Source organism: Sulfurospirillum cavolei (genome assembly GCF_001548055.1).
In the GTDB taxonomy this organism is placed as follows: domain Bacteria; phylum Campylobacterota; class Campylobacteria; order Campylobacterales; family Sulfurospirillaceae; genus Sulfurospirillum.
The window spans coordinates 506256-526211 of record NZ_AP014724.1 but is presented as its reverse complement, the minus strand read 5'-3'; the positions used below and the strand labels follow the sequence as shown (position 1 = coordinate 526211).

Below are 19956 nucleotides of genomic sequence, written 5' to 3'. Positions count from 1 at the left end.
AAGAATTTTTACGAAAAGAGCCTATTGACCGCGTTGTTTCAATGCCGCGACGATTGCCGCGATGTACTCTTCTTTGCTTTCGTCTTCTTCGATATCGTGAAGTGCATCTAGCGTAAAGGTCGGTAATTTATGGTCAAGGTAAGTCGTATTGAAAATACCCGCTTTAAAGTCTTCGTCGCGAACGATTTGGCGGTGAAGCGGAACGTTGGTAGGAATACCCCAAATAATAAACTCGTTCAACGCACGTTTTGCGCGGCGAACCGTTCCTTCCCAGTCAAGTCCCGTCACGATCAATTTTCCGATCATCGAGTCGTAATTGCTCGGAACGATATAATCTTTATAACCGATCGAATCCATACGAACGCCCGGACCGCCGGGGGAGAGATGGCGCGTAATGCGTCCGGAGGAAGGAATGAAACCGACTTTAGGATCTTCGGCATTAATACGAAATTCGATCGCATAACCTCTAAATTTAATGTCCTCTTGCATAAACGGCAAGCGTTGACCCTCTGCAATACGAATCATACGGTAGATAATATCCACGCCTGAAATCTGTTCGGTAATCGTATGTTCGACTTGAACGCGTGTATTCATCTCGATAAAGTAGAAGTTGTCGTCTTCGTCCACAAGGTATTCGATCGTACCTACGCTTTCGTAACCGAGCTTGATCATCGCTTTTTTAGACGTACGAAGTAACTCTTTGCGAATCTCTTCGTTAAGTCTCGGGCTCGGAGCGATTTCAACCACTTTTTGGTGCTTTCGCTGAATCGAACAATCCCGTTCGCCTAAGTGAATGACGTTGCCGTATTTGTCGGCGACGATTTGAACTTCGATATGGCGGGGATTGGAAAGATACTTTTCAATAAACGCATCGCCTCTGCCGAAAAAGCGTTTCGCTTCTTGCGTTGCCGCTTCGAACATCGAAGCAAACTCTTCTTCTTTTTTGACGATACGCATACCGCGACCGCCGCCGCCGAATGCCGCTTTGATAATGACCGGAAAACCGATCTCTTTAGCGATTTTCGTTGCTTCGGCAATATCCGTAATCGGCGTATCCGTTCCTTCGATGACCGGAACGCCGACGGCTTTCATCGCCACTTTGGACGCCATCTTATCGCCGAAAAGTGCGATGTGTTCAGGTTTTGGACCGATGAACGTGATGCCGTTATCGATACAGTGTTGCGCAAAATCAGGATTTTCGGATAAGAAACCGTATCCCGGGTGAATGGCATCCGCACCTACTTCTTTCGCCAAAGCGACGATTCGCTCGTAGTCTAAATAGGCTTGAATCGGATCGCCGTCGATCAGATAACACTCGTCCGCCTTGCGTACCCAAACGCCCCTCGCGTCAATCGTAGAGAAAATACAAACACTTTTGATTTCCAACTCTTGACATGCCCGAATAATTCTAAGCGCAATCTCGCCGCGATTTGCGATGAGCACTTTTTTTATTTTTTGTGTTTGCACAACTATCTCCCCAAAGAAATTAAGGGTGTTATTATAGCACTAAAATGCCCAATTAAAAAATGATTAAGACATTTTTTTGACATTTTCAAAGCCAATCGGAGCGTTTACTCTGCTCGTCGATCTGCCTTCCGATCGTTTGATGCAAATACCAATAATACTCCACAAACCGCTTCACGTCCGTACGGCAAGGCATGTATAAACCTTCGGCGTTTTGAGATGCAAAGCGATCTAAAAAGATTTTTGCATCGTTTTGGGCAAGGTAATGTTTTGCCAAATCGGTATAGGTCTGAAGATACCAACTTTTGAGTTTTTCGTACGCCGTGTCGCTTTGATCGATGCTTAACGTTTCGTCAAATCGTAAAACGCCGCTTTCGAACAACCCGCTTAAATGGATCAATCCTTCGCAATAATAAGGCTCGACTTCGCTTGTTTTCATCCACGCGATCAATCCGACGCTTCGTTTGATCGTATCACTTAAAAGCGCTCTTTTGAGCGTCGCGTCTTCGTGCATAAAAAAGGCAACCAAACCGCCCGTCGTCGCTTTGAACTCTTCGATATTTTTAAAAACGCCGCTTCGATTCATTCGGGTTTCCGTTCCCTCGTCCATCCACAAAATATGCCCGTATTCATGCCCGATCGTACCGACTTCGTAGATGCGATGCCACAAATCCGGACGATGAAAGAGAATGTCGCGTTCTTCGTCGATAAAGGCTTTTCCGAAAACTTCGTGATGGATTTTCAAAAAAGGCTTGGCGCGTTGGGCGTCCAAAACGTTATCGGCAAACGCAAAAATCTTTTTGCCGCGCTCCTTGCTTACCGTTTCGTCGTTAGGAACGACTTGCGCGGAAAAAAGCCCGTTGAACTCCGCCGCGTAAAAAAGTGCCGGACGACCGATATAGAGTTGCACGCGTTTTAAGTTGGAGAGGACATTTTCCCTCACATGCGTTTGTGTCGAGCCTAAAGCGTCGTACAAACGCACAAACGCCTGCTCGATTCGCGCATACGTCGTTGCGGCACTTTGATGTTCAGGTCGTGAAAGCCTGACGTCCCACTCGAGGGCAACCGCTTTTTTGTAATGGTCTTCATAGTATTCCAAAGGGTGTCCGATTTGAATCGGAGCGGTCATATCCATCCATGTTCGATCCACATCTGCCCATTTGGCGATCAATTGCGTGCGGTCTTCTTCGCCGAAGGCTTGATCCAAGGCTTGAAAATAGCGTACGTACGCCTCTTTTTGTCCCCAAACAAGATCGTCCAAAGCGTTTAAGTCTTCAACCAAAGAGCCGATTGCCGCGCGTACGCTTGCGACTTCGCGCGGAAACGCCGTTGCGTACGCCTGAGCGATATAACCGTTTTCGACTTTTTGCAGTACGGAATACGAACGATCGCCCTCTTCACCGCAAGGATCGGGATCGAAGAGCCCCTTTTCGTGGAGCATCGCGGCGATTTTTTGTCCGTCGCGCTCGTATTCCAGTTCCAAAAGCGGATTGATCGTGTTGACGATGTGCTCGTTCCATTGCGATTGCCATTCGCTCATTGCGACGCCTATTTCGTGTACGCCTTGTAAAACACGTCGGTAAAACGGTGAAAAAAGTGCCTCTTGTTCGACGGTTTCGATCAACGACGCGTGGCGTTTCATATAAAACGCTTTTACCCAAAGATAAGCTTTTTCTTTGGCTTGCGCGATAAAGACGGCGTCTTTGCCCTCTTTTTCCAACGCCTGAACGAGCTGGTCGTCTCGAAGATTGATCAGTCTTGTTAACGCCGCGACGCGATTGTCGCGCGTTTGAGCCAACTCGACCTCTTCCAAAAACGCATCGATCAGCGTCGCAACGTCGACGTCAAACGCTTCGTGCTCGACCAAGCCGAAATAATCGCCCAACTCTTTTTGGCGCATCGCTACGATTTCGTACAATCGCGCCCAATCGTTTAAAAATTTTGCTTTCATCACTTCATTCTCGTGTTTTTTTAAGTATAATTTTATCTCATTTAATCTCATGAACGCTTTAAAGGATACATAATGTCACACGACTGGGCGATTGAAACCAAAACCATTCAATGCGGGTGGGAGCCGAAAAACGGCGAGCCGCGCGTCCTTCCCATATACCAAAGCACCACCTACAAATACGACAGCGTCAAAGAAGTTGCGATGCTTTTCGATTTGGAAGCACCGGGGCATATGTATTCGCGTATTTCCAATCCTACATGTGAAGCCTTAGAAAACAAAATCGCAGCCCTTGAAGGCGGTGTGGGCGCATTGGTTACCTCTTCGGGACAAAACGCTTCGACGATCGCTATCGCCAATATCTGCTCCTCGGGCGACCACTTTATCGCCGTGGGTGCGATTTACGGCGGAACCGTTTCGTTATTCACCAACACGCTGAAAAAGATGGGCATCGACGTCACGCTCGTGGACGCAAGCCTCTCCAAAGAGGAACTCAAAACGTTTTTCAGACCCAATACCAAAGCGATTTTCGGCGAAACCATCGCCAATCCGAAACTTGACGTTCTCGATTTTGAAAAATTTTCCGCCTTGGCGCACGAGATGGACGTTCCGCTGATCGTAGATAATACGTTTGCCACGCCTTACCTTTGCCGCCCGCTGGAACTCGGAGCGCACATCGTCATTCACTCGGCGACCAAATACCTCGACGGTCACGCGATCAGCGTCGGAGGCGTGATCGTAGACGGTGGTACATTTAACTGGCGCAACGGTAAATTTCCCGAATTTACCGAACCCGACAAAAGTTACCACGGCATCGTCTATACCGAAAAATTCGGCAATCTCGCCTACATCGTCAAAGCGCGCGTTCAGTGGATTCGTGACATCGGTTCGTACTTGACGCCGATGAATGCTTTTTTAACCAACCTCGGCACGGAAACCTTACATGTCAGAATGGACAGGCATTGCGAAAACGCCTTAAAGCTCGCTTCGTTTTTAGAAGCGCATCCCAAAGTCGGCTGGGTCAACTATCCCGCACTCCCTTCGCATAAAGATTACGCATTAGCGCAAAAGTACCTCAAAGGCGCGAGCGGCGTTTTAACGTTCGGCGTTAAAGGCGGAAGGGACGAAGGCGAAAAAGTGATGAACGCACTCAAACTTGCCGCCATCGTCGTACATGTCGCCGACGTTCGCACGGGCGTGTTGCATCCGGCGAGCATGACGCACCGTCAACTCAGCGACGAAGAACAACTCAAAGCCGGCGTGACGCCAGATTTGGTTCGCGTCACCGTAGGACTCGAAAATATCGACGATATTATCGCCGATTTCGACCAAGCACTTCGTACGATTTAGCACGCAAAGGATCCGCATGAACACGAGCCATTACGAAACGATCAACACGTATCTCAATCGAGGGATTCTCGAAGCCGCTATCAATTTTGCCAAAATGCACGAAAGTCCGTTTTGCTTGGTAAAATTCGGCTTCGAGGTCGATGTCGAAGACGGCTTTTTCTTCCGCGACGTGATCACGTTTATGCATTCGGAACTCTCGTTTCAAACGATTTTGCAACAATCAAACGACACCTTCGTCGTCATCTTGCGCGATACGAAACTCCACCATGCCAAAAAAATCATGAAACACGTGGAGCACGCCTTGAAAGTCTATTTTAAAGTCGAGCTTAAAAGCATCGGTATCACGCTTTACGATCCGAGCGATACGTACAAAAGCCTGATGGATCGGCTCGATAAATACTACGTTATGTCCAAGCTTTCGACGCGCAAAAAGATTTTTTACGGCACCTTGGAGTTTGACTTTTACGAAACACATACCAAAAACGACGTCTTAGCCGCTATCTTGCGTAAAGACAAACGCGTCACGCTGCATAATCTTTACAACGGTATTCCTATCCAAGAAGAAGCAAGCGTCGCCCACTTCGACGAGGGCGTAGCACAGCTGAAAATTACGACGCCCAAAATTCATTACTACGGCTTGGAACACTTTACGTTTTTACAACACGACAAAATCCCTAACGTTATCAAAGCCAAAATCATCAAAGTCGATCCGGCAAAATCCTTGGTCGTCTTGACGCAACTTGAATTTTTAGACGCTTCGCCGCTTGATCGCTCCTACATCCGCGTTCAACCGCAAAAAGCGATTAACGCGACGCTTTTACGCACAAAAATCAAACTCTTCGACGGTACGATCGACAATTTGTCGGAGAGTGCGATCGTGCTTCGCGTCAAATTGAGCGATATTGAAAAGATTTTACAAAAGGGTCTTTTGGAGGAGACGTTTGAGATTCGTTTTCAACTGCCAAGCGACAAGGGTTTTTTAACGATGATTAGCGCGGATGCGACGATTTTTAGCCTCATCAACGAAACGCTTGTGCTTGCGATTCAACCCAACGCATTTATGAAATCCAAAATTCATCAGTACATCGCCATGCGCCAAAACGGGCTTTTGATGGAATTACGCCATCAACTCAAACATCGAAGTTAGACGACATATGGCAATTTACGTCGATGCCGACGCTTTTCCTAACCTGCTGAAAGACATTTTGCTACGCGCCGTTTCCAAACGCGAAATCACGACCTATTTCGTCGCCAACAAACCCATTCCTTTGCCCGCCTCGTCGCACCTTCATAGGATCGTCGTCGCCCAAGGAGCCGATGAAGCCGATCATTATATTTTTGAACATGTCAAACCGTATGAGTTGGTCGTGACGGCGGATATTCCTTTGGCAAATCGACTCGTCGATAAAAAAGTTTTGGTACTTGATCCCAGAGGAACGCTCTACGACGAACACAATATCAAAAGCCTGCTTGCGATGCGAAATCTCATGCAAGAACTCAGAGATGCGGGTGAAATCACCGGCGGACCAAGCGCGATCGGCGAAAAGCAAAAACGCGCCTTCGCCGATACGCTGAACGCCCTTTTACAAAAATATACGTTTTAAACGCTACTTTATTTCTCCGATGCAAACAAAAGAGCCTGCGAACGGCTCATCATACGCGGTACCACGTCGTCAAAGGCATCGCTCACGTTTTTACGTTTGGCTTGAATGTTGCTTGCCAAACGATCGAACCCTTGCGTATAGGTCTCGAAAACCTCTTTAAAGGCTTTAATGCGTTTAACGCTCTCTTTATTGTCGACTAAAAGCTCGATCTTGTCGGCATGCTTTTTAACGAGATCTTTCATCTCTTTGGTTCGAATCAAGAAAAATTCACTGTTATTGAGCGAATACGACGCCACGGCCAGTTTATACTTCAACGCCGCGTCTAAAAGATGCGCCGCACTGTTGCCGCTCATCGGATCGTTATCGGTAAACGCCTGAAACAAAATACGGTTGGGATGCTCTTCCAATAACGCATCGTACTTGGCGAAAATCTCCACTTCAATCTTGGCATTCTCTTCTTCAAGCGCGATGATCGCTTTGAACAAACGATCGAAAGCTTGCATATCGCGACGCAAGGCATCGATCGTTTGCGCACGGTTTTTGTCCTGAGACGATTGCGCGTCCAAAGTGTCTAAGAGCGCGTACAGACGTTTGGCTTCTTGATCGAAATCGATCAGGTATTTTTTATCTTGGACGATCATATACTCTTTCACGTCCAAACGTAACTTCATAAGCGTCGGGCTCATCGAATGAAGCGTCTCAAGCGTCGCTTTTTGCGTTTGAGAGGGGCTTTGCGATTGCATGACATGGACGCCTGCAATCGTGAGGGCTACCGTGCCTACCAACGCAAAAGCGCATCCTAAAATCGTTCGTTGCATTCCGTGTTTCCTTTCTAAAAGCGTGCCCTATCGAAGGCAAGATAGCTTAGGGTAAAATCGTATTTTTCTTGACCATCGCTTCGGTCAGTTTGGTTTGAGCCCAAACGGCGACTTGCACTTTTTTCAATTCGCGCTCGTCCATCGGAATCAAGCCGATGCGTTGCAGTGCTCCTTTGAGACCTATCATGTTTGCGTTCGTGTACAATTTAATGAACGCTTCCATGCCTTTAACGTCGTTTCGGTGGGCGTTTTTGATGTAAAGATACAACCCTCGCGCGATCGGGTATTCGCCCGAAGAGATCGTTTGAAAAGTGGGGTCTTTGCCGTCGACGTGTGCGCCTTGGATTTTATCGGCGTTCTCTTCAAGATAGCTATAACCGAAAATACCGAACGCTTCGAGGTCTTTTGTCAGTTTACGCACGACCAAATCATCGTTTTCCGCCGCGGGAACATACACATCGTCTTGGCGAATGGCTTTGTATTTACCTTTTTGATCGCCGTACGCGTCAAAATGTTTAGAAGCATGCTCCATGACCATCTCTTCGAAAGAATCGCGCGTTCCCGAAGTTGTCGGAGGGCCGTAAACGACGATTTTGCGATTGGGAAGCGAAGGGTCGATTTCATTCCATGTTTTATACGGATTTTTGACCAAGCTTTTGCCGTCTTTAGAGGGCACTTCTTCGGCAAGTGCTAGAAAAATCTGTTCGCGCGTCAGCGATATGTCGGGATTTTTTTGTGAATGGGCAAATACGATGCCGTCAAATCCGACTTTCATACCGGTAATGTCGCTCACGCCGTTTTTGACGCACGTTTCATATTCGCTTTGCTTCATCGGGCGTGAAGCATTCGTTATATCGGGCGTATCGGGGCCTACGCCGGCACAAAACAGTTTCATTCCTCCGCCCGTTCCGGTCGACTCGACGCGCGGAAGCGGATTGCTTTTCGCGGCAAATGCCTTGGCAACGTAGGTCGTAAACGGATAAACCGTCGAAGAACCGACGATATAAATTTGATCTCTCGCAACGGCAACGCCGCTTAAAGAGGCAATGCCCAACAACCACACGATAGCACGTTTTGACATGTTCATCCTAACGCTCCTTCTTTTTTATTTTTACCACGGCGTTTAGGCAAAGCCCAAACGCCTACGCTCGCCGCTTGGGCGTTCAAACTTTTTCGATCCGATGCAATTGCAAACGCTATATTAAAGGGATTTCATTACGGTGTGATTACGTTTCGTTTTTGACATGTCACGCTTCAAAAAGAGCCTTACATGTAATCAAACGGTAACCAATTCCTATTAGAATGCCTCTTGTTATATCAAACTTCAGCAAAGGGGAATTTCAATGAAGATGAATAGAATGTTACTTCTTTCAGCTCTAGCGGCAGTCAGCCTTGTAGCGGCAGATAAAATCAACGGCGCGGGTGCTAGCTTTCCGGCTCCGATCTATTATAAATGGGCGCACGATTACCAAGCACAAACCGGCGTACAAGTCAATTATCAATCTATCGGTTCCGGCGGCGGTATTAAACAAATCGAAGCGCGTACGGTGGATTTCGGAGCTTCCGATGAACCGCTTGAAGCTAAACGCTTGGGCGAGAGCAAACTTCTTCAATTTCCTGCCGTCGTCGGTGCTATCTGTTTAGCGTACAACCTTCCCGAACTTGAAGGCAAAGAAGTCAAGCTTTCCAATGCCGTCGTCGAAGAAATTTTCTTAGGCACGATTACCAAATGGAACGATCCTAAAATTGCCGCGGACAACGCAGGCGTAGCTCTTCCGGATAAAACAATCACGATTGCGTATCGATCTGACGGAAGCGGTACGACATGGAACTTTACCTACTGGCTCGATAAAATGGGTAAAACATGGCATGAAAAAGTGGGCTTGGGTAAAACCGTTCAATGGCCTGTGGGTATCGGCGGAAAAGGTAACGAAGGCGTGACCAATATGATCAAACAAACTCCGGGCTCTATCGGTTATATCGAAACGGCATATGCCGCAAAAAATAACCTTCCGATGGCAACGCTTCAAAGTGCCGAAGGTACGTGGGTAAAAGCGACGACCGAAAATATTATGGCAGCTGCGGCGAACGCAAAATGGAAAGGCGAAGAGGGCTTTTATCAAATCCTTGCGTCTCAACCGGGTAAAACGACCTATCCGATCGTAGCGGCAACGTTTATTCTTTTACCTCAAGAAAAAGCGGCTGAAAACAAAGAAGTCTCAAAATTCTTTACGTTCGCGTTTGAAAAAGGTGCGGCGGAAGCTGAAAAATTGGGCTATATCCCACTTCCTAAACCGACCGTAGAAGCCATCGAAGCTTACTTGAAAACCAACGGCGCAAAATAATTTTAACTCGCGGGGCTAAAGCTCCGCGACACCTTATCTCCTTGTGAAGGAAACCACTTCGTTATGAAGCATTTTAATATCGGCGACTTTATTTTCGGCAACCTCGCGAGATTGATGTCGATCTCGGTTTTAGTGATTTTAGTGAGTATTTTTTACGTCCTCTACGATCATGCCAAGCTGGCAATCGATAAGCTCGGTTTTAAATTTATTTTCGATACCAACTGGGCGCCCAACGTCGAGCAATTCGGTGCATTTCCCGCCATTTACGGAACACTGAGCAGTACGTCTATCGCTATGGTGTTAGCCACGCCTATCGCTTTGGGTATTGCGATTTTTCTTTCCGAAATCGTTCGAGGCGGTATCAAAACGCTGATCGGTACGATGATCGAGCTTTTAGCGGCGATCCCGTCCATCGTTTACGGTATGTGGGGACTTTTTTTCTTCGTGCCCGTCATTCAAGCACTCACGCACAGTTCGGGAATCGGAACGTTGACGGCGAGCGTTATCTTAGCAATTATGATTATTCCCTTTACCGCCGCAGTTTCAAGAGACGCGATGGATACGACGCCCGATATTCTCAAAGAATCGGCATACGCACTGGGAGCGACCAAATGGGACGTGATTAAAGACGTCGTGATTCCGTTTGCCAAAGTGGGCATTATCGGCTCGATTATTCTCTCTTTAGGAAGGGCTTTGGGTGAAACGATGGCAGTAACCTTCGTGATGGGAAATGCTACGCGCATGCCTTCTTCCATTTTAGAACCCGCCACGAGTATTCCGGTCATTTTGGCAAACGAATTTAGCGAAGCCGACGGCGATTTGTACTATTCGAGCCTCTTTTTCTTGGCACTGATCTTATTCGTACTGAGCTTCGGCGTCATCGCCGTAGCCAAATTCGTCTTTTTACGTAAAGTGAGAAAAAATGGTTAATAAATCCTCGTACCAAAAACGCAAAATCAACAATATCATTGCCCTCTCCTTAGCCTCTTTTGCGACGGTTTTAGGCATTTTCTTCCTTTTTTGGATTTTGGGTATTTTACTCTTTAACGGATTGTCACACATCTCTTGGGAAATTTTTAGCGTTGACGGTGCGCCTCCGGGCATTGAACCGAGCGGTTTACGCCATGCGCTTGTGGGACATTTGATGCTGACCGTAACATCGACGATGATCGGCGTACCGATGGGATTGCTGGCAGGAACGTACCTAAGCGAATACGGTGCGAATTCTCGTTTTGCCAATTTCACACGCGATATTTCCGATATTATGATGTCCGCACCTTCCATTATTATCGGTGTTTTCGTCTACGGTATCTTAGTCATGCCATTTAAACAATTTTCCGGTTGGGCGGGAAGCATCGCGCTTGCGATCATTATGATTCCGGTCATTATCCGAACGACTGATGACATGTTAGCCCTCGTTCCAAGAGAACTTCGCGAAGCCGCTTACGCTCTGGGTGCTCCCAAATGGAAAGTTATCGTCCAAATCGTCTATAAAGGAGCGATTACGGGCATTACGACGGGTATTTTGCTCGGTGTTGCCAGAGTGGCGGGAGAGACCGCACCGCTTCTGTTCACCGCCTTTAACAATAACTTTTACTCGATGGATATGTCTCGTTCCATCGCGTCGTTGACCGTGACGATGTTTAACTATACGATGAGCCCTTTTGAAGATTGGCAAGCCATCGGTTGGGCAAGTGCCGCCATCTTGGCATTTTCCATTCTTGCCATTAACATCATCGGACGCATTATTATCAAACGTAAAAAACGCTAAAAGGAAATCGATGTCTACCATCACGACCATTACCGATCCTCTCGAACTTGAAGTCAAAGACTTTAACTTTTACTATGCGGGTAAAAACGAACCCAACCTTAAAGCGGTCAATATGCCGATCGCGCAGAAAAAAGTCACCGCACTGATCGGCCCTAGCGGATGCGGAAAAACGACTTTGCTTCGATCGTTCAATCGTATGCACGATTTGTATCCGGGAAACCGCTACGAAGGCGAAATTCACTTTCATATGGACAATAAAAATCTTCTTTCCAAAGAGACCGACCTTATCGCGCTTCGTATGAAAATCGGTATGATTTTCCAAAAACCGACCCCGTTTCCGATGAGCATTTTCGATAACGTCGCCTACGGACTTCGCCTTCAAGGGCTCAAAGATAAAAAAGTCATTGCCGAAAAAGTCGAAAAAGCCCTCCGCGGTGCCGCATTGTGGGACGAAGTCAAAGACCGACTCAAAGACGGAGCTTCCGCACTCTCGGGCGGTCAGCAACAACGTTTGTGTATTGCACGTGCCGTTGCGGTTGAACCTCAGGTTCTTCTTTTCGACGAACCGACCTCTGCACTCGATCCGATTTCGACCATTTCGATCGAACAGCTTATTATCGAGCTCAAAGAACAACTTACCGTCATCATCGTCACGCACAACCTTCAGCAAGCCGCGCGCATTTCGGACTATACGGCGTTTATGTATTTGGGCGAACTCATTGAACTCGATCATACGAAAAATATGTTCGTCAATCCGCAAGAAAAACTGACCGAAGAGTACATCACGGGAAGGTTCGGTTAATTTCCGATCTTCCTTTGCTTTTTATCGATTGTTAATCTTTTGCCGTTATAATACGTTTTTCGACAAAGGATACGTTGATGACGCAAACGATGCCGAGCCTTTTTATCTCCCACGGCTCGCCGATGAACTTGGTGTTGGACAACCGTTTTACGCAAGCGTTGGAAACGCTCAGCACGCAACTAGTGCTTCCTAAAGCGATTTTAGTCGTTTCGGCGCATTGGTACGCCGATCAAACGGCGGTAAGCATCGCTTCGGGCATTACCTACGAAACACTCTACGATTTTTACGGTTTCCCGCCCTCTTTGTACGAACTCTCCTACGAGAGCCCGAGCAATAATTCGCTCTCCAAACACGTTAGCGATCTTTTAGGCGGTATTCCTATGATAGAACGCGGCTTGGATCACGGGGCTTGGATGCCGCTTTATTACCTTTTTCCCAAAGCCAGCATTCCCGTGATAGAACTGAGCATCAATAAACATTTACGTTTCGACGAACATGTCGCTTTAGGTAAAAAACTCGCCTCTTTGCGCGATGAGGGAGTCATGCTCATCGCCAGCGGAAACGTCACGCACAACTTGGGAACGGTCGATTTTTACACTATCGATGCAACGCCGCCGATATGGGCGCAAAACGTCGATGCGTATATCGATCATGCTTTTGCGCAAAACGACATACAAAGCCTGATCGATATAGAACGTCGATGCGAAACATTTAAAACCGCCCATCCGAGCGTCGATCACTATGTACCGCTTCTTTATACGGCAGGCTCGCGCAGAGCCGACGATACGCTAAGCGTATTAACGCCTTTTTTCCAAAACGCCAGCCTTTCGATGAGAGGATTTATGCTTCATTAGCGCTTTTTCCTAACGAGCGTCGATCAAGCCGATTTTTGACATGTCACGCTCGTTTTGCTCCTATCTCACGCCAAATCTCACACAGACAAATTACAATGTAAAAGGCGTTTAAAACGCGCTATTGATTGTAAGGGAAATTTTATGTTTCAGACGATTCAAGCCAAACTACTTTTTTTACTGGTCATTATTCTTACGGGAACTTTGGGACTCAGTTATTTGCTCATACACAACGGCTCTCACGCGCAAACCGCCGTGGAAAAAGTGCAAACTATCGGCAAATTGCCGCGTTATACGGCGGAGCTTTTGATGTATTCCAGAGGGTATCAAATCTCCTACGCACAAAAATTTATGGACGATTCCTATCAAGCACAAACCAACCTTATTCAAGCCATCGACGAGCTTAAGACTATGCTTAGCTCTCCTCAAGAGATCGAACTTTTAGAACGCATCGCAAAAGGCGTTGAGGAGTTTAAAGCTTCCAGTACGCCACGCTTTGAGATGCTGAAAAAATACAAAGAGACAACCAACTCCCCGGAATTTCTCGCCACGCCTGAGGGAAAAAAATTTACCGAGCTGACCAACATCGGACGAACCGCGTTTATTGCGATCTCCAAAAATTCCGATGAACTCTCCAAACTGATCGAACACGAAGAAGATGCCAAGCTTGATAAAGCGCAACACATCGGCATTACGGTGGCACTTCTCATCTTAGGTTTTACGACGTTTCTTTTTAGATTTATCGCACTGAAGATCAAAAAATCGCTTTCCAAAGCGGCTCAAGAGTGCGAGTACATCGGGCGAACCAAAGATCTAAGCCGTCCGATTGAAAGCATCGGCAATGACGAGATCGCCGACATCATGCGAACGATCAATGCACTTTTCGATCAATTACGCACCGCGATTGATGATGCCAAACGCACCGCAACGGAAAATGCCGCCGTCGCCGAAGAACTCTCTTCGACTTCGCTGCAAATTGGTAAACGCACCGAAGAGACCGATAAAGAAGTCGACCATGCGGTCAAAACAACGCAAAACGTTGCAACCATTTTACGCGAAAGCGAGAACAATGCCCATCACGCGGGAACAATCATGCAAAATGTCGCCGATGATTTGCATAACGCTTCTAGTGAAGTGCTTGCCGTATCGTCCGACCTTCAAGCCGTTGTCCTCAATCAAACCGATCTTTCCGCACGTTTAGAACAACTCGATCAAGAAGTAACGCAAGTGCAACAAGTGCTTTTAGTCATCGCCGATATTGCCGATCAGACCAACCTACTAGCACTCAACGCCGCCATCGAAGCCGCGCGCGCTGGAGAGCACGGTCGTGGATTTGCCGTCGTCGCCGATGAAGTACGCAAGCTCGCCGAACGTACGCAAAAAAGCCTTGTGGAGAGCCACTCCACCGTAGCGCTCATCACCCAGTCGGTTGCAACGACTTCCGAGCTGATGAAGAAGAACGCCCAAGAGATTCAAGCACTCGGCAATCGCGCCGAAAACACTCAACGCTTAATGCTGAAAACCGTCGATAGTATGAACGAAACGTCCGCCGTTGCACAAAGCTCCGCTCAAAAAGCCAAACACGGAAGCAAAGAAGCGGACGTCATGCTAGAGCGTGTGGCGACAATTCATAAGCTAACCTCGATTAATGCCCGAAGTGTCGAAGAGATCGCCAGCGCAGCAGAACACCTCGCCAAACTCTCCACCAATTTAAGCAACGCTCTCTCAACGTTTAAAACTGCTTAAACATCAGCATCCAAGCCTCCATCAAGGCTTGGACTCGCCTTTGATGTAACGCTGCTAATAAATTACTACTCTACAAAAGAAGAACCTTGTATCATAAAAATTTTTACTAGCACTTCCGCATATTTTTTTTGCGATTTTTCTTTATCTGATTTCGGACTCCACAGGACAACATATTCTATCTCCACATCAGTCTCTAGTTGATAACCCTTAGCTTGCATTTGAAGTATTTTCATACACAATCTCTCTGGCTTAGTGGCATCCACACCCGATAATCTTCCGATCATAACTGAATTTTTGACAAGCTCAAACGTTTCATGACCTGTTTGAATAATTTGAATTTGCTCGCCAGCTAGCGGCTGTGTCTTTTCAATACCCCTTTGCGCATCTTCATTCGAAAGTACAAGATCGCCAAGCCCCATAATAAACACAATTCTATCAGGTTCTTTCACATACTTTTCATAATGAACCACACTATCTGCATAACTTGCTAATTTGAAAATAAACCTATCCTTGCTATGAATATGCAACTGGTTTTTTGCCCGTGTGGCTGCAACATAAATGAGTCTTAACGCATAATCATCTTCAATACAATTTTCTTTTAGCCCAACATAAACCGATGCAAACTCTTTACCCTTTGCCTTGTGCATTGTTGAGACAATAATGCGTGAACGGCTTTGCTCAAACTCATCAAATTCTATCTCCTCTAGGTACTCACGAAAAATGGCTTGGAAGTGTATTTCACTTCGTTGAATCTCGTCTTCATACTGTTCAAAAAAGGTATCGATAACGTTACATGTAAGCTTATAATTTTTAGAATGAGCGTATTTTTCATCTATTTTGATTCGAGCATTCTCAAACGTACTGTGCTCCCAAAAATCCAAAAAATCCCTTAGTTCTATTAAATCTCCAAGGTTAAACCCATTTTTTGAGGTGATATACTTTGCCTTAATATTTCGTGCCATTAATTGCGAATATAGCGTCAATACTTCATCGTTCGTGCGCACTAAAATGGCAATAGACTCTGATTCATCACAAGATACAGCATCAACGATATTGTCACTGTAACTCGTATTTTTATACATTGAGATTGTAATCTCTCCACTATTTTTAGTCTGCGAGACCAGTTTTTCTTGCTTAATTCTTTGAGGAAGATACTGGCTAAGAGCATTTGCAAAATCAACAATATTTTTTTTACTTCGATAATTGGTTAAAAGACTATACTCTTTAAAACTACTCTCTTTTTCGCTAAAAAGTATCTCAGGGGTTGCAACCTCTTCATCATCATCTAAAATCTCTTGAAAATCTTTTTGAAATTGGCTGATATAAAAAATATCGGCTCTATCATTGCCAAAGTTATTGATACATTGATCATCGTCACCCACGGCAATAATTTTCTTATCTTTTGACATATTCTCATAAATGATTTTGATAAATTCGTATGTTTTAAACCCAACATCTTGGTATTCATCTAAGACAAACATTTGCACATACGGTAGTGTAACCGTTTTAGCTCGCAACATTTTTGTTGCTAGTTCAATTACATCTTGCAAGCGATTTTGTTCATCGATTTTTTTGCCCACTAAATGAGCGGCAAACGCATGAAACGTAAAAATCTTCATCTCATACACTTGTGAACCAATCAATTTATGCAAACGCTCTTTAAATTCGGCTACGGCAACTCTTGAGTGTGCTAACATAAGAAAATATTCGGGTTTATTATTTTCAACCGTAATCAAAGAAGCTATTTTGTGAACCAAGGTTTTGGTTTTTCCGCTTCCAGGTCCTGCTAACACCATAATAGAACTGCTTTTTCTGTCCTCAAAGACCCTTCTTTGCTCATCATTCAAGTCATACAGAATTTCACGTAATCGCTCTTGTGTAATGGGCAATTTGATCTCTTTTTCAACAAACCCATACTTCTTTTTAAATGCCCCGTATTCCATACCAAAATAGTCATGAACAAACCCCATCGTTTTTTCCCAACCGTCTTTAATCAGCTTTTTAAGAAATGCGATTTGAATATGAATAGACTCTACTTTTCGTTCATAATAGGGTTTCAAACTTTTTTCGTAATGCTTCCTTTTTTGATACGGCTTAGACTGTTTGATGTTTTCTTCTTTACTAAGGTGAAACGTTTGGTAATAGATCAACCGCCCTCGCCTTAGTTTGAAATCTTTTAGCATCTCATGCAAATAGACAATCGAGTGATGAAAACCCTCCAAACTCAATTTTTGAGAGGTATCAAACTCAACTTTTAACTCATTGGTTGATATTTCTACTTCATCTTCATCTTTCTCTTCCAAGGCTCTCAACACCTTTTTAATAATAAAATCACATGTCGTTTTTCTTATGGCAATGAGAGATTCAAGCTTTTGTCTATTTTTGTGTTCCATTTGAAAATGGCACGTATCCTTATGAAAGTGTGCATTAAAAATATTGGCTTTTAATTTGGAGAGATGGCTCCAGCTTTGAATAATCTTTTTAATCTCTTTGATGAGATTTTTATCGCTTATCTTTGTATTGATCTCTCTTAAATTGATACTGGTCGAGAATGGAGGAAGTTCAAGAAAGACGTTAAGAATACTTTGTTCAAGCTCAAAATGTTCTTCAAAATCAACTAAAACCGATTTTTTGACAAAAACACTAATGTCATTATTGAAATCCAAAAGCTTCTCATTTTGCAGGGCATACAAAACTTCAAAAATAAGTTTTTTTTCTACACCAACGATGTCTGCTAAATCATCAACCTCAATAGAATCTACTTTGCTTTTTTGTATGATATTTTGCATCACAAGAATCATATACGCATAAATTGTTTCATATTCCTCTTTTTTAGCATCTAAAACTGCATGTACATGCTCCATACTTCGCTTTTCTTTTGCGATGGTCGAGGTTGCAAGTATTTTAATGTTGTTTCTTCCTCTTGAGATGATTTGGGCTTGTTCTAGCTCCAAAAGAGCCGTTTTAATAATGACCTCATAATCAATCCTAGAATCTTCCGTATCAATTCCCATTTTTTGGGCTAACTCTTTTGGCGAGATATAAATTTCATCTCTCTTCATACTTTTGAGCTCTTTGACAATGCTTTCAATTTCATGGTAGTCAATCTTTGAACGATTGAGTTGGGCAAATGTTTTGTTGAAATCATCTTTAGCGTATAAAACGATGCACTGTGCTTTGAGCTCTTCGCTCCTCGCACCACGACCCGATTCTTGTAAGTAAGCCTCAAGCGAATCGGACTGTTCATAGTGAATAACTGCTTGAATGTCAGGCTTGTCAATTCCCATTCCAAATGCTGTCGTTGCGATAACAATGTCGATTTTATTTTCTATAAAATCATTGAGAATTTCACTTTTATTGCGTCCTTCTCGTTGCTTGTTTTCGATTTCATGATCAATTCTGGCATAAAAAGGCTCTATGACCAAATCAAGTTCAAATAACCGCTCATCGCCATTTAATTTTTCGCAAAGTTCTTTACACTCTCTTGCATTTTGCGGAATATAAATAATCGTCGGTTTTTTACCTAGTGCGTTAAGTTCTTTTATAAGCGTTTCGTATTTTTCGTGCTTAGAGGCAACTTCTATCGCTCTGTATTCTAAATTATACCTCTGTGTAGAGGCAATAAATTCTTTTAATTCGATAGACAATTTTTCATGGAAATAGTGTTTAATGTCCTTTAAAACCTCTGGTTTAGCCGTTGCCGTAAAACATGAAATGGGAATTTTTGGTTGAAAAGAAGAGGCATTTTCGAGCTCCTTGATGGTGTCGGCTATAAAATAATAGTCATGCCTAAAATCGTGCCCCCACGAAGAAAAACAGTGCGCTTCATCAATAACAAATCTCTCGATAATGCGTTTTTTTAACGCTTTAAAAATCGAATTTGACCTTAAAGCTTCAGGAGCTAAGTATAAAATATCTACAACGCCATTTTCAATCTCTGTAATAATATTCATGCGCTCTATAGGGCTTAAATAGCCACTGATGGCGACTACTCTAAAATTTTGATTTTTTTCTTTGAAACTATCAACATGGTTTTTCATAAGAGCTTGAAGAGGAGATATAACAACGGTCAAGCCTTTATAGGCTTGTGCTTTTATGAGTGCAGGGAGCTGAAAGGTAAATGTTTTTCCTCCTCCCGTTGGAAGGATCGCTAAAATGGAACCTTGATCCAAAGAATTGATAATAATCTCTTTTTGTGAAATTTTTGTCGTACGACGAGTACTTTCTTCAAACAGCGAAGTGTTGTCCTCTTTTGTTTCTTGAGCATCAAATTCTTTAAAAGAAGGAAATTTAAATTCATCTTGAGCAAATGCTTCTAAATCTAAACTGCTTTGATCAAAACTCAACGTTTTGAGAACACCAACAATTTTTGGATATTTCATTAAAATAACTGATGAGACAGAAGCTTCTTTGTCGGAAAATAAAAAGGCTATCGCAAAAGCAAGCTCTAAAGGATAATCTTTGACTAATGTTTCCAGATGATCTTTGGTACAAATAATTTTACTTTTTACAATATCGTAAAGATCAACTTGCGTATATTCAAACTGCCTGTACTTGAAAAAAGCACTAAAATACTGATTGTCACTCAATAGAGCACTGTAGAGATTTTGTAAATCCTGAGATAAAGCGTCAAATTTTCTATTTAAAAGATTAAAAAGTTCTTTAGTTTGTTCCGCATCACCAAGAGGTTGGTTTTCAATATTGAGCTCTGTTTTATATGGTTTATCAAGCTTATGTGTTTTTTTATTGGGGTATAAAAGCATGGATAAAAATAACGTGTCAATAATCGGGATATTTTGCAAATAGGGATTAAAGCTTGTTTTGCTTAAATACACTTTATCGTGATCAATAAAATTATGACCACAGATAAAATGAGGTGTATATGCACTAAAAATGTCGTTGATTTTTTCAACAGAAGTTTCTGTCACTTTGACATGATCAAAGACTAAGCCCAATTTTTCTATGTTTAGACTGGAAACATTTACTTCAATATCAAAAAAAGCGATTTTATCGATGCTCATCAAATCACACATTTTATAAAGTCAGGTACATTTATATTCAAAATAGACCTTTGCATTCTTTAATGCCACATTATACATTGTTAGGTACTAAAAAATAGATATTTTGTGTTCTTCTTAGATTCTTTATTAAGCCAAAGTGTTGTTTCTCATTAAAAAGTAAAGGGATAGTTTGTGCTGATTGTATCTTTACATGTAAAGCTTTCAGAAGTTGAAATTCTTTACATGTAAGACTTTCA

Annotated in this window: 14 protein-coding genes; 9 read left to right on the top strand and 5 right to left on the bottom strand. The window is 43.9% G+C overall.

Annotated elements, in window-relative coordinates; genetic code table 11:
* Positions 1-21: 21 nt before the first annotated feature.
* Positions 22-1467 (bottom strand): acetyl-CoA carboxylase biotin carboxylase subunit, encoded by a 1446-nt coding sequence (locus UCH003_RS02785; protein ID WP_060825335.1) that lies wholly within the window; start codon positions 1465-1467, stop codon positions 22-24.
* 85 nt (positions 1468-1552) lie between these two features.
* Positions 1553-3415 carry an invasion protein CiaB gene (gene ciaB, locus UCH003_RS02780; protein ID WP_060826915.1) on the bottom strand — a complete coding sequence of 621 codons (1863 nt, stop codon included), beginning with the start codon at positions 3413-3415 and terminating at the stop codon, positions 1553-1555.
* A gap of 72 nt (positions 3416-3487) precedes the next feature.
* Between ciaB and UCH003_RS02775 the strand changes: the two genes are divergently transcribed.
* Genes UCH003_RS02775 through UCH003_RS02765 form a run of 3 tightly spaced genes read left to right on the top strand, consistent with a single transcriptional unit; the run spans position 3488 to position 6366 of the window.
* Positions 3488-4762, top strand: a complete 1275-nt coding sequence (locus UCH003_RS02775) for an O-acetylhomoserine aminocarboxypropyltransferase/cysteine synthase family protein (protein WP_039673339.1) — start codon at positions 3488-3490, stop codon at positions 4760-4762.
* Between the two features lie 16 nt (positions 4763-4778).
* The gene (locus UCH003_RS02770; RefSeq protein ID WP_060825334.1) at positions 4779-5909 is read left to right on the top strand and encodes a hypothetical protein; all 1131 of its coding nucleotides are present in this window, start codon (positions 4779-4781) and stop codon (positions 5907-5909) included.
* A gap of 7 nt (positions 5910-5916) precedes the next feature.
* Positions 5917-6366 carry a YaiI/YqxD family protein gene (locus UCH003_RS02765; protein WP_060825333.1) on the top strand — a complete coding sequence of 150 codons (450 nt, stop codon included), beginning with the start codon at positions 5917-5919 and terminating at the stop codon, positions 6364-6366.
* 8 nt (positions 6367-6374) lie between these two features.
* Here the strand turns inward: UCH003_RS02765 and UCH003_RS02760 are convergent, their stop codons facing one another.
* Positions 6375-7184: a hypothetical protein gene (locus tag UCH003_RS02760; protein WP_060825332.1), complete on the bottom strand. Its 810-nt coding sequence runs from the start codon at positions 7182-7184 to the stop codon at positions 6375-6377.
* Positions 7185-7230: 46 nt separating this feature from the next.
* Entirely contained in the window at positions 7231-8265 is a 1035-nt protein-coding gene (locus UCH003_RS02755; protein ID WP_432416385.1) for a substrate-binding domain-containing protein, read from the bottom strand.
* A 262-nt stretch (positions 8266-8527) separates the two neighbouring features.
* Between UCH003_RS02755 and pstS the strand changes: the two genes are divergently transcribed.
* From pstS to UCH003_RS02725, 6 genes are all read left to right on the top strand, one after another.
* Positions 8528-9529, top strand: coding sequence for a phosphate ABC transporter substrate-binding protein PstS (gene pstS, locus UCH003_RS02750; protein WP_231964801.1), 1002 nt, complete (start codon positions 8528-8530; stop codon positions 9527-9529).
* 63 nt (positions 9530-9592) lie between these two features.
* Positions 9593-10459: a phosphate ABC transporter permease subunit PstC gene (gene pstC / locus UCH003_RS02745; RefSeq protein WP_039673348.1), complete on the top strand. Its 867-nt coding sequence runs from the start codon at positions 9593-9595 to the stop codon at positions 10457-10459.
* On the top strand, positions 10452-11300 hold the full coding sequence (gene pstA, locus UCH003_RS02740; protein WP_060825330.1) for a phosphate ABC transporter permease PstA: 849 nt from the start codon (positions 10452-10454) through the stop codon (positions 11298-11300). The genes pstC and pstA overlap by 8 nt, the downstream gene beginning before the upstream one ends.
* A gap of 10 nt (positions 11301-11310) precedes the next feature.
* On the top strand, positions 11311-12102 hold the full coding sequence (gene pstB / locus UCH003_RS02735) for a phosphate ABC transporter ATP-binding protein PstB (RefSeq protein WP_039673350.1): 792 nt from the start codon (positions 11311-11313) through the stop codon (positions 12100-12102).
* A 77-nt stretch (positions 12103-12179) separates the two neighbouring features.
* Positions 12180-12956: a dioxygenase family protein gene (locus UCH003_RS02730; protein ID WP_060825329.1), complete on the top strand. Its 777-nt coding sequence runs from the start codon at positions 12180-12182 to the stop codon at positions 12954-12956.
* Between the two features lie 141 nt (positions 12957-13097).
* The gene (locus UCH003_RS02725; RefSeq protein WP_060825328.1) at positions 13098-14699 is read left to right on the top strand and encodes a methyl-accepting chemotaxis protein; all 1602 of its coding nucleotides are present in this window, start codon (positions 13098-13100) and stop codon (positions 14697-14699) included.
* Positions 14700-14764: 65 nt separating this feature from the next.
* On the opposite strand, the gene UCH003_RS02720 is transcribed toward UCH003_RS02725, so the two are convergent.
* Positions 14765-19720 (bottom strand): RecQ family ATP-dependent DNA helicase, encoded by a 4956-nt coding sequence (locus UCH003_RS02720; RefSeq protein WP_060826913.1) that lies wholly within the window; start codon positions 19718-19720, stop codon positions 14765-14767.
* Between the last annotated feature and the right edge of the window lie 236 nt (positions 19721-19956).

Coding starts and splice junctions, on each gene's coding strand:
- UCH003_RS02725 (WP_060825328.1), top strand. CDS start 13,098: ATGTTTCAGACGATTCAAGCCAAACTACTTTTTTTACTGGTCATTATT.
- pstA (WP_060825330.1), top strand. CDS start 10,452: ATGGTTAATAAATCCTCGTACCAAAAACGCAAAATCAACAATATCATT.
- UCH003_RS02765 (WP_060825333.1), top strand. CDS start 5,917: ATGGCAATTTACGTCGATGCCGACGCTTTTCCTAACCTGCTGAAAGAC.
- ciaB (WP_060826915.1), bottom strand. CDS start 3,415: ATGAAAGCAAAATTTTTAAACGATTGGGCGCGATTGTACGAAATCGTA.
- UCH003_RS02770 (WP_060825334.1), top strand. CDS start 4,779: ATGAACACGAGCCATTACGAAACGATCAACACGTATCTCAATCGAGGG.
- pstC (WP_039673348.1), top strand. CDS start 9,593: ATGAAGCATTTTAATATCGGCGACTTTATTTTCGGCAACCTCGCGAGA.
- UCH003_RS02755 (WP_432416385.1), bottom strand. CDS start 8,265: ATGTCAAAACGTGCTATCGTGTGGTTGTTGGGCATTGCCTCTTTAAGC.
- pstB (WP_039673350.1), top strand. CDS start 11,311: ATGTCTACCATCACGACCATTACCGATCCTCTCGAACTTGAAGTCAAA.
- UCH003_RS02730 (WP_060825329.1), top strand. CDS start 12,180: ATGACGCAAACGATGCCGAGCCTTTTTATCTCCCACGGCTCGCCGATG.
- UCH003_RS02775 (WP_039673339.1), top strand. CDS start 3,488: ATGTCACACGACTGGGCGATTGAAACCAAAACCATTCAATGCGGGTGG.
- pstS (WP_231964801.1), top strand. CDS start 8,528: ATGAAGATGAATAGAATGTTACTTCTTTCAGCTCTAGCGGCAGTCAGC.
- UCH003_RS02720 (WP_060826913.1), bottom strand. CDS start 19,720: ATGAGCATCGATAAAATCGCTTTTTTTGATATTGAAGTAAATGTTTCC.
- UCH003_RS02760 (WP_060825332.1), bottom strand. CDS start 7,184: ATGCAACGAACGATTTTAGGATGCGCTTTTGCGTTGGTAGGCACGGTA.